This window comes from Streptomyces sp. 13-12-16, assembly GCF_002114215.1.
GTDB lineage: Bacteria > Actinomycetota > Actinomycetes > Streptomycetales > Streptomycetaceae > Streptomyces.
The window spans coordinates 1-8,984 of sequence record NZ_NCTE01000142.1 but is presented as its reverse complement, the minus strand read 5'-3'; the positions used below and the strand labels follow the sequence as shown (position 1 = coordinate 8,984).

8 protein-coding genes and 1 pseudogene are annotated in these 8,984 nt (G+C 70.2%); all 9 read left to right on the top strand.

All coding sequences use genetic code 11. The features are described 5' to 3' along the window. A pseudogene (locus tag B7767_RS06700) lies at positions 1–248 on the top strand (hypothetical protein); the annotation flags it as partial. A 104-nt stretch (positions 249–352) separates the two neighbouring features. Further along, on the top strand, positions 353–1,057 hold the full coding sequence (locus B7767_RS06695; RefSeq protein WP_085571326.1) for an EthD domain-containing protein: 705 nt from the start codon (positions 353–355) through the stop codon (positions 1,055–1,057). An 86-nt stretch (positions 1,058–1,143) separates the two neighbouring features. Beyond that, positions 1,144–1,980: a type 1 glutamine amidotransferase domain-containing protein gene (locus B7767_RS06690; RefSeq protein WP_085571325.1), complete on the top strand. Its 837-nt coding sequence runs from the start codon at positions 1,144–1,146 to the stop codon at positions 1,978–1,980. Positions 1,981–2,052: 72 nt separating this feature from the next. Continuing rightward, the gene (locus B7767_RS06685; RefSeq protein WP_085571324.1) at positions 2,053–3,690 is read left to right on the top strand and encodes a thiamine pyrophosphate-binding protein; all 1,638 of its coding nucleotides are present in this window, start codon (positions 2,053–2,055) and stop codon (positions 3,688–3,690) included. A 3-nt stretch (positions 3,691–3,693) separates the two neighbouring features. Further along, the gene (locus B7767_RS06680; protein WP_085571323.1) at positions 3,694–4,293 is read left to right on the top strand and encodes a DJ-1/PfpI family protein; all 600 of its coding nucleotides are present in this window, start codon (positions 3,694–3,696) and stop codon (positions 4,291–4,293) included. A gap of 3 nt (positions 4,294–4,296) precedes the next feature. Then, positions 4,297–6,144, top strand: coding sequence for an AGE family epimerase/isomerase (locus tag B7767_RS06675; protein WP_085571322.1), 1,848 nt, complete (start codon positions 4,297–4,299; stop codon positions 6,142–6,144). Further along, the gene (locus B7767_RS06670; RefSeq protein ID WP_085571321.1) at positions 6,141–6,482 is read left to right on the top strand and encodes an STAS domain-containing protein; all 342 of its coding nucleotides are present in this window, start codon (positions 6,141–6,143) and stop codon (positions 6,480–6,482) included. The genes B7767_RS06675 and B7767_RS06670 overlap by 4 nt, the downstream gene beginning before the upstream one ends. Next, complete coding sequence (gene glgX / locus B7767_RS06665; RefSeq protein ID WP_085571320.1) at positions 6,479–8,623, top strand: glycogen debranching protein GlgX; 2,145 nt, start codon at positions 6,479–6,481, stop codon at positions 8,621–8,623. Before B7767_RS06670 ends, glgX begins: the two co-directional genes overlap by 4 nt. 51 nt (positions 8,624–8,674) lie before the next feature. Then, the coding region (locus tag B7767_RS06660) for an STAS domain-containing protein (protein ID WP_107485856.1) at positions 8,675–8,984 on the top strand (310 nt) is incomplete at its 3' end.

The window sequence follows — 8,984 nt, the reverse complement described above, 5'->3', positions numbered from 1 at the left end:
CACGGCGCGGCGGCAGACCCGCCCGCCGGGCCGCGGCCTGGGCGGTGCACAACCGGCGGGCGTTCAGCGAGGGGTACGCCGGGGCGGGCGGGGCGGACCCCCGGCGGTCCCCGGTGCTGCTGCGCGCCTTCGAGGCGGACAAGGCGGTCTACGAGGCGGTGTACGAGGCCCGTAACCGTCCCGACTGGCTGCCCATTCCGCTGGCCGCGATACGCCGCCTCGTCCATGAACGCCCGAGCGCGGCCTGAAATCCGCGACAGGTCAGGAAGTCGCCCGTATTTCATTGCCCACCGACGGCACCCATTGACACGATTTCACGAGTCCGGACCGGCGTGGAACAGGAGACAATTCGATGATCCACCAGTTCATTCTGGCCGCACCCAAGCCGGGTATGACGGCACAGGAATTCCAGGACTACTGGGTGAATGTGCACGCCGTGCGGTACGCGGCGAAGATTCCGCAGATCCGGAAGTACATGGTCGACACCGTCGTCGACGTCGAGGGCGACCTCGGCTCGCCGGCCCTCCCCCACCAGGGCATCGCCGAGATCTGGCTGGCCAACGGCGAGGAGCAGCTCGCCTCGCTGCAGACCGACGAGTTCCTGAACGGCGCGCGGCCGGACGAGCCGAACTGGGCGGCGTTCTGGCTGACGATCGTGGTCGACACCACCGCGCACGAGATCGTGCCCGGTCCGGGGGAGGGCCGCGACCGGGACTGGGTCAAGCTCACCGTGCTGATGAAGCGCCGTCCCGGTCTCGACCTGGACGACTACCGCAAGCGGAGCCTGGACGGCTACGCCTCCGAGGTCCGCGGCGTCCCCGGCCTGCGCCGCTATCTGCACGCGCACACCGTGGACGGCGCCTACGTCTTCGGCGAGGCGGCCTTCGACTCCGTCGAGCAGCTCTGGTTCGACGACACCGAGGCGCTCCGGCAGGCCTTGCGCTCCCCCCACTTCACCGGGCGGGTCAAGGCGGCACGGGACGAGATCACGGACCCGAAGCACGTCTTCTCGCTCGCCGCGAAGGAGAACTGGATCATCGGCCCCGAGGCCCGCTGATCCCCCCGTTCAGGTGGCCGTGGCGCCGGCCCCTTCCGAGACGGCGCCCGGCCACCGACCCCGCACCGATTACCGAAGGAGCAGGCGTGGCCAGAAGGAACGCCAGGAAGATCCTCGTGGTTCTGTCGGAGTACGGCTACTGGGGCGAGGAGCTCGTCGGGCCGCTGCACCACTTCGACCGGCAGGGCTACGAGGTCGTGTTCGCCACCCCGACCGGCAAGCGCGCGCACGCGCTGCCGCCGTCGATGGACCCCGGGTACGTCGACCCCCCGCTGGGCCGCTCGGTGACCTCGGAGAAGGTCGCCCGGCTCACCCAGGAGATCGACGCCTCCGACCGGCTGGACGACCCGGTCGACCTCTCGGCCTGGCTGCCGGAGCGCCCGTACACGGCCGACGACGACTACCTGCGCAAGCTGGAGGCGTACCACCGCGCGGTCGACGTGGTGGCGGAGGAGCTGGAGGAGTACGACGCCCTGCTGATCGTGGGCGGTTCGGGACCGATCGTGGACCTCGCCAACAACGAGCGGGTGCACGAGCTGATCCTGGCCTTCCTGCGCGCCGGCAAGCCGATCGGGGCCGAGTGCTACGGCGTCGCCCCGCTCGCGTTCGCCCGGGACTGGGAGGACCGCAGGTCGATCCTCTGGGGCAAGCACGTCACCGGGCACTGCAAGGAGTACGACTACAAGGACGGCACCGGCTTCCTGGGCACCGACTTCGTGATGGGCCCGCCGCCGTACCCGCTGGAGTACATCCTGCGCGACGCCACCGGCCCCGACGGCCGCTACCACGGGAATTTCGGCAAGGAGACCTCGGTCATCGTGGACTACCCGTTCATCACGGGCCGTTCCACGCCGGATTCCTATCTGACCGGCGAGAAGATCGTCGAGGTTCTCGAGGACGGGCTCCGCCGCTACGGCTGGTGACCGCCGGGGGAAATCACCGGGGTCCCAGGATTCCCAGAATTCCCAGGAGTCCCAGCGAGAAAAGGAAGAGACATGGCCAGGCAGGGCAATGCGGCGATCATCGAGCAGTTCATCGCCGATGGAATTCCTTACATGTTCGGAAATCCGGGAACGGTCGAGCAGGGTTTCCTGGACGCGTTGGAGAACTACGACGAACTCCAGTACGTCCTGACGCTCCAGGAGACGGTCGCCGCCGGCATCGCGGACGGCTACGCCCGCGCGACCGGCCGCCCCGCCCTGCTCCAGCTGCACAGCGGCGTCGGCCTCGGCAACGCCATCGGCATGCTCTACCAGGCGAAGCGCGGTCACTCGCCGCTCGTCGTCATCGCCGGTGAGGCGGGCGTGAAGTACGACGCGATGGACGCGCAGATGGCGGCCGACCTGGTCGCCATGGCCGAGCCGGTGACCAAGTACGCGACCCGGGTGACCGATCCGGGCTCGGTGCTGCGGGTGCTGCGCCGCGCCATGAAGATGGCGATGACGCCACCGCGCGGCCCGGTCTTCGTCGCCCTTCCGCTGGACGTGCTGGACGCGGTCAACGGCGAACCGGTGGTCCCGAGCACCTTCCTGAGCACCGAGTCGCTGCCCGTGCCCTCGCTCGTGGAGCAGGCCGCGCGGCTGCTGTCGGGCGCCGAGCACCCGCTCGTCCTGGTGGGCGACGGCGTCTCGGCGTCCGGCGGCCAGGCGGAACTGACGCGGGTGGCCGAGCAGTTGGGCGCCGATGTGTGGGGCGTGGACTTCTCCGAGGTCAACCTGGACGCCCGGCACCCGCTCTACCGCGGGCAGCTCGGGCACATGTTCGGCGAAGTGAGCACCGCACGCGTGAAGGACGCCGACGCGGTGCTGATCGTGGGGACGTACGTCTTCCCCGAGGTGTTCCCGGACACCGGCAGCCCGTTCCGCGCGGACGCGCGGATCGTGCACATCGATCTCGACGGCTACGAGATCGCCAAGAACCACCCGGTCACCCTGGGCCTGGTCGCCGACCCGAGGGCCACCCTGGCCGCGCTGTCCAAGAGGCTGGAGGACAGCCTCTCCGACGTCGACCGGATGCGCGCCGCCCGCCATCTCGACCTGCGCCGGCGCGAGCAGCCGGAGCGGCCGGCCGACGACGGCACCCTGCTCTCGGCGTTCCTGCGGGAGCTGGCCGACCGGGCCCCCGAGGACCTGATGGTGTTCGACGAGGCGCTGACCGCGGCCGGGGCGCTGGGCGCCCATCTGCCCGGCCGGCTCCCCGGCCACTGGTTCTCCACCCGCGGCGGCTCGCTCGGCGTCGGCATCCCGGGCGCCATCGGCATCAAGCTGGCCCACCCGGACAAGACGGTGATCGGCTTCACCGGGGACGGAGGGTCGATGTACACCTTCCAGGCCCTGTACACGGCCGTCCGGCACGACGTGGGCGCCAAGTTCGTGATCTGCAACAACCGCAGCTACAAGCTGCTGGACCTGAACATCGAGCAGTACTGGCGCGAGCGCGGCATCCCCCTGCACCCCCACCCGTCGCCCTTCGACCTGTCCCGCCCGGAGCTGGGGTTCACCGAGCTCGCCCGCGGCTTCGGCGTGGACGCGGTACGGGTCGACGAGCCGGAGCAGGTGCCGTACGCGGTCAAGCGGATGCTCGCCGACGACAAGCCGTTCCTCATCGACCTGCGCACCGCCGAGGGGGCCTGAGCCATGTCCGGAACACCGTCCCGCGACGGGGTGCTCTCCGGCCGCCGCATCGCGGTCCTGGCCGAGAGCGACTTCTACGAGCCCGAGATCGCCTACTACCAGCGCCGGTTCGCCGAGGAGGGCGCCCGGGTCGACTTCCTCACCCGGCTGTGGGGCAACGAGGCGATCACCTTCACCGGTCACGAGTACCGGGCGCCGCTGACCGTGACCGGCAGCCTGGAGGACCTCGACGACCGCCGGCTGCGCGAGTACAGCGCGCTGATCGTGCCGTCCGGCATGGTCGCCGACCGGCTGCGCTACACCGAGGACATCGAGCGGCTCGCGCCCGCGACCGACCTGCTGCGGCGGGCGTTCGCCCGCTCCGGGGTCGTCAAGGGGATCATCTGCCACGGCATGTGGCTGGCCTCCTCGATCCCCTACGTGGTCCGCGGCCGCAAGGTCGTCTGCCACAACAACCTCATCGGCGACGTGCGCAACATGGGCGCCAACTACGTGGACCAGGACGTCGTCGTCGACGGCGACCTGGTGACCGCGCGCACCGGCGACCACTGCCATCTGTTCGCCAGGACCATCATCGACGAGCTCGTGCTGCGAGGTGCGTGAGACATGACCGGCAATCCCGGCACCCCCGACTTCACCTTCTCCGACACCGTCGCCGGCCGGGTCACCGGCTTCGACGCGGCCTCCCGCGAGGCCACCCTGGCCACCGCCGACGGGCAGGCCGTCACGATGTCCCTCGACGGCGGCCCGGCCGCGGAGCTGCTGCACAACCTGGGCGAGCCCTACCAGGACGCCTCGGGACACATCGACGACCTGCTGACCCCCGGCCGTTTCCTGCTGGCGTACGGCGTCTACTACCCGAAGGGCGGCGGCCTGCGGTTCGAGGCGAAGCGGCTGGTCTTCGTCGGGCGGGACACCGACGACTACCGCTTCGAGGAGGGCGGCTGGTGGATCCGGCAGATCCGGGAGATCGCCGCGTTCTACCGGCGGGCCCAGTTCGGCGACGGACCCGTCGACTTCACCGCCTACCGCACCGAGATACGGCTCGGCGGCGACAAGACCGCGAGCCACGTCCAGGAGACCGACACCATCTCCCGGCTGGTGTACGGCATGGCCTCGGCGTTCCTGCTCACCGGTGAGGACGAGTACCTGGAGGTCGCCGAGCGCGGCACCGAGTACCTGCGCGCCCACATGCGCTTCGTCGACACCGACGAGAACGTCGTGTACTGGTACCACGGCCTGAAGGTCGACGGCGACATCGAGACCAAGCTGTTCACCTCGGAGTTCTCCGACGACTACGACGCGCTGCCGGCCTACGAGCAGATCTACGCGCTGGCCGGTCCGGTGCAGACGTACCGGGTCACCGGCGACCCGCGGATCAAGGCCGACGCGGACGCCACGCTCCGGCTGTTCGACCGCTTCTACCTCGACCCGGAGCACGGCGGCTACTTCTCGCACATCGACCCGATCCTGCTGGACCCGGGGCACGACTCGCTGGGCCCCAACCAGTCCCGCAAGAACTGGAACTCCGTGGGCGACCACGCCCCGGCGTACCTGATCAACCTGTACCTGGCGACCGGTGAGAAGTCCTACGCCGACATGCTGGAGTACACCTTCGACACCATCGTCGAGCGGTTCCCCGACCCCGAGCACAGCCCCTTCGTGCAGGAACGTTTCCACCGCGACTGGTCGCACGACACCACGCACGGCTGGCAGCAGAACCGCGCGGTCGTCGGCCACAACCTGAAGATCGCCTGGAACCTGATGCGGATGCACTCGCTGCGCCCCAAGAGCCGCTACCTGGAGCTGGCCACCGGCATCGGCGAGACCATGCCCGCGGTCGGCAGCGACCGCCGGCGCGGCGGCTGGTACGACGTGGTCGAGCGGCTGAAGGCCGACGGGGAGGACGTCTTCCGCTTCGCCTGGCACGACCGCAAGGCGTGGTGGCAGCAGGAGCAGGCGATCCTGGCCTACCTCATCCTGCACGGCGTCACGGGCCGTGAGGAGTTCCGCACCGAGGCCCGCGACGCCCAGTCGTTCTACAACGCCTTCTTCCTCGACCACGACGAGGGCGCCGTCTACTTCAACACCCTGGCCAACGGCCTGCCGTACCTGCTCGGCGTGGAACGCCTCAAGGGCAGCCACTCGATGTCGATGTACCACTCGGCCGAGCTGTGCTACCTCGCCGCCGTCTACAACAACCTGCTGATCGACGGCCGGGCGATGGACTTCTGGTTCAAGCCCGACCCGGCGGTGCTGCCGGACCGGCTGCTGCGGGTGGCGCCCGACCTGCTGCCGGCCGGCTCGATCCGCGTCGAGAGCGTGGAGATCGACGGCGAGCCGCACACCGACTTCGACGCCGAGGCCCTGACCGTGCGCCTGCCCGAGACCTCGGGCCGCGTCAAGGTCAAGGTCCGCCTCGCCCCCGGCTCCCCCACGGAGGTGACGGGATGACCGTCAAGCTCACGTCCCGGACGGAGGGCGCGGCCTGTGTGGTCGCCCTGGAGGGGGAGATCAACTCCACCACCTCCGGCGGGCTGCAGGCCCAGCTCCTGCCGTTCATCGGCCAGGAGGGCAAGGTCCTGATCGACCTGAGCGGCGTCAGCTACATCTCCAGCGCCGGCCTGCGCACGCTGCTCATCGTGCACCGCCGGGCCCAGCAGGTACGGGCCCGGGTGACCCTGGTCGGCCTCTCCGAGGAGGTGCGGTTCGTGATGTCCGCGACCGGCTTCCTGGACTTCTTCGAGGTCACCGACGACCTCGACGACGCGCTGGAACGTGCGGGCCGATGACCGTCGAGGAGCTGCGCGAGCGCGTCGACGGCTTCCCGACGCGCCGGATCCACGGCTACCGGGTGCGCGCGGGCCGGCCCTTCCCGTACGGCGCCCACCGGGTGCCCGGCGGGATCACCTTCTCCGTGTACTCCGACCGCGCCACCTCGATGAGCCTGGTGCTCTTCGAGCGCGGCGCGAAGGAGCCCACCGCCGAGCTGCCGTTCCCGCCCGAGTTCCGGGTGGGCAGCGTGTACGCGATGACGGTGTTCGGCCTGGACGCCGAGAACCTGGAGTACGGCTTCCGCGCCGACGGCCCCTTCGACCCGGCCGCCGGCGACCGGTTCGACGCCTCCAAGGTGCTCAGCGACCCGTACGCCCGGCTGGTGTCGGGCCGTGACGTGTGGGGCGCGGAACCCGACTGGGACGACGTCTACCCCTACCGGGCGCGGATCCCCGACGACGACTTCGACTGGGGCGACGACACCTCGCCGGGCATCCCCACCGAGGACCTCGTCATCTACGAGACGCACGTGCGCGGCTTCACCCGGCACCCCTCCTCGGGGGTGTCGGCGCCCGGCACGTACGCGGGGCTGCGGGAGAAGATCCCCTACCTGCGGGAGCTCGGCGTCAACTGCGTGGAGCTGCTGCCGGTCTTCGAGTTCGACGAGCTGGACAACCCGCGCACCGACCCGCGCACCGGGGAGCGGCTGTACAACTACTGGGGCTACAACACCGTCTCGTTCTTCGCGCCGAAGGCCGGCTACGCGGCCACGGGCCGTTTCGGGATGCAGGCCGACGAGTTCAAGTCGCTCGTGAAGGAGCTGCACCGGGCCGGCATCGAGATCGTCCTGGACGTGGTGTTCAACCACACCGCCGAGGGCAACGAGCAGGGGCCGACGATCTCGTTCCGCGGCCTGGACAACGCGACGTACTACATGCTCACGCCGCGCGGCGAGTACTACAACTTCAGCGGCACCGGGAACACGGTCAACTGCAACCACCCGGTGGTGCGCGACTTCGTGCTGTCCTGTCTGCGCTACTGGGTCGCCGAGTACCACATCGACGGCTTCCGGTTCGACCTCGCGGCGATCCTCGACCGCGCCCCGGACGGCACGCCGCTGCCCAACCCGCCGCTGCTGGAACAGCTCGCCCACGACCCGGTGCTGCGGCACACCAAGCTGATCGCCGAGGCCTGGGACGCGGCCGGCCTCTACCAGGTGGGCCACTTCCCCAACTACGGCCGCTGGTCGGAGTGGAACGGCCAGTTCCGGGACACGGTGCGGCGGTTCGTCAAGGGCGACGCCGGTCTCGTCGGGGAGCTGGCGACCCGGATGGCGGGCTCACCCGACCTGTACCAGGGCCGCACCTCGTCCGCCTCCGTCAACTTCGTCACCGCGCACGACGGATTCACCCTGAGCGACCTGGTCTCGTACAACGGCAAGCACAACGAGGCCAACGGCGAGGGCAACAACGACGGCGCCGACGACAACCACAGCTGGAACTGCGGCGAGGAGGGCCCCAGCGCCTCCGCGCACGTCCGTGAACTGCGGACGCGGCAGATGAAGAACATGCTGACGATCCTGCTCACCAGCCAGGGGGTGCCGATGCTGCTGGCCGGCGACGAGGCCGGCCGCACCCAGCTCGGCAACAACAACACCTACTGCCAGGACAACGAGCTCTCCTGGTTCGACTGGGGACTCGTCGAGGGCCCCACCGCCGACCGCGAACTGTTCGACTTCACCAAGGCGCTGATCGCCTTCCGGCACGCCCACCCGGTGCTGCGCAGCGCCGGCCACCCGATCGGCGCCGACCGGGTGGGCAGCGGCTACCCGGACATCAGCTGGCACGGCGTACGCGCCTGGTCGCCGGACTGGTCGGGCCACTCCCGGACCCTGGCCCTGATGCGCTGCGGCCGGCACGCCAAGGACGGCACCGTGCGCGACGACCACGTGTACGTCGCGGTCAACGCCCACTGGGAGGGCCACGACCTGGAACTGCCGCACCTGCCGCCCGGCGACGCCTGGCACCTCTTCGCCGACACGACGATGACCGCCGCCCGGCCGCTGGGCGCCGAACCGCCGCTGGAACACCCCGGCCGCTACCACCTGGGACCGCACTCCGCGGTGGTCCTGGTGGGCCGGGCGGCAAACCCCCGCTGACCGCCGTACCGCCCGACCGTCCCGCACCGCGACGCAGAAGGAGGGGCCACCGTGTCCTTCGACATCAGGCTCAGGATCAACGAACGGATCGCCGTCATCGAGCTGACCGGCGAACTCGACGCGGCGGCCGCCGGCCGCTTCCACGACACCGTCGACGAGGCCGCCTCGGCGGGCGCGATCGAGCTGGTGATCCACGCCGCGCACCTCTCCTACCTGTCCAGCGCGGGCCTGCGCTCCCTGGTCTTCGCCCGCCAGAAGATGGGCGACGAGGTGCGGATCGCCGTCGTCGGCGCACCCGAACCGGTCGCCCGGACGATCCGCCTGGCCGGTTTCGACCACAGCATCAGCCTCGTCGACGCGT

Bases quoted from the DNA above. Each gene is read 5' to 3' on its own strand.
- B7767_RS06680 (WP_085571323.1), top strand. From the start codon at position 3,694: ATGTCCGGAACACCGTCCCGCGACGGGGTGCTCTCCGGCCGCCGCATC.
- B7767_RS06685 (WP_085571324.1), top strand. From the start codon at position 2,053: ATGGCCAGGCAGGGCAATGCGGCGATCATCGAGCAGTTCATCGCCGAT.
- glgX (WP_085571320.1), top strand. From the start codon at position 6,479: ATGACCGTCGAGGAGCTGCGCGAGCGCGTCGACGGCTTCCCGACGCGC.
- B7767_RS06670 (WP_085571321.1), top strand. From the start codon at position 6,141: ATGACCGTCAAGCTCACGTCCCGGACGGAGGGCGCGGCCTGTGTGGTC.
- B7767_RS06675 (WP_085571322.1), top strand. From the start codon at position 4,297: ATGACCGGCAATCCCGGCACCCCCGACTTCACCTTCTCCGACACCGTC.
- B7767_RS06695 (WP_085571326.1), top strand. From the start codon at position 353: ATGATCCACCAGTTCATTCTGGCCGCACCCAAGCCGGGTATGACGGCA.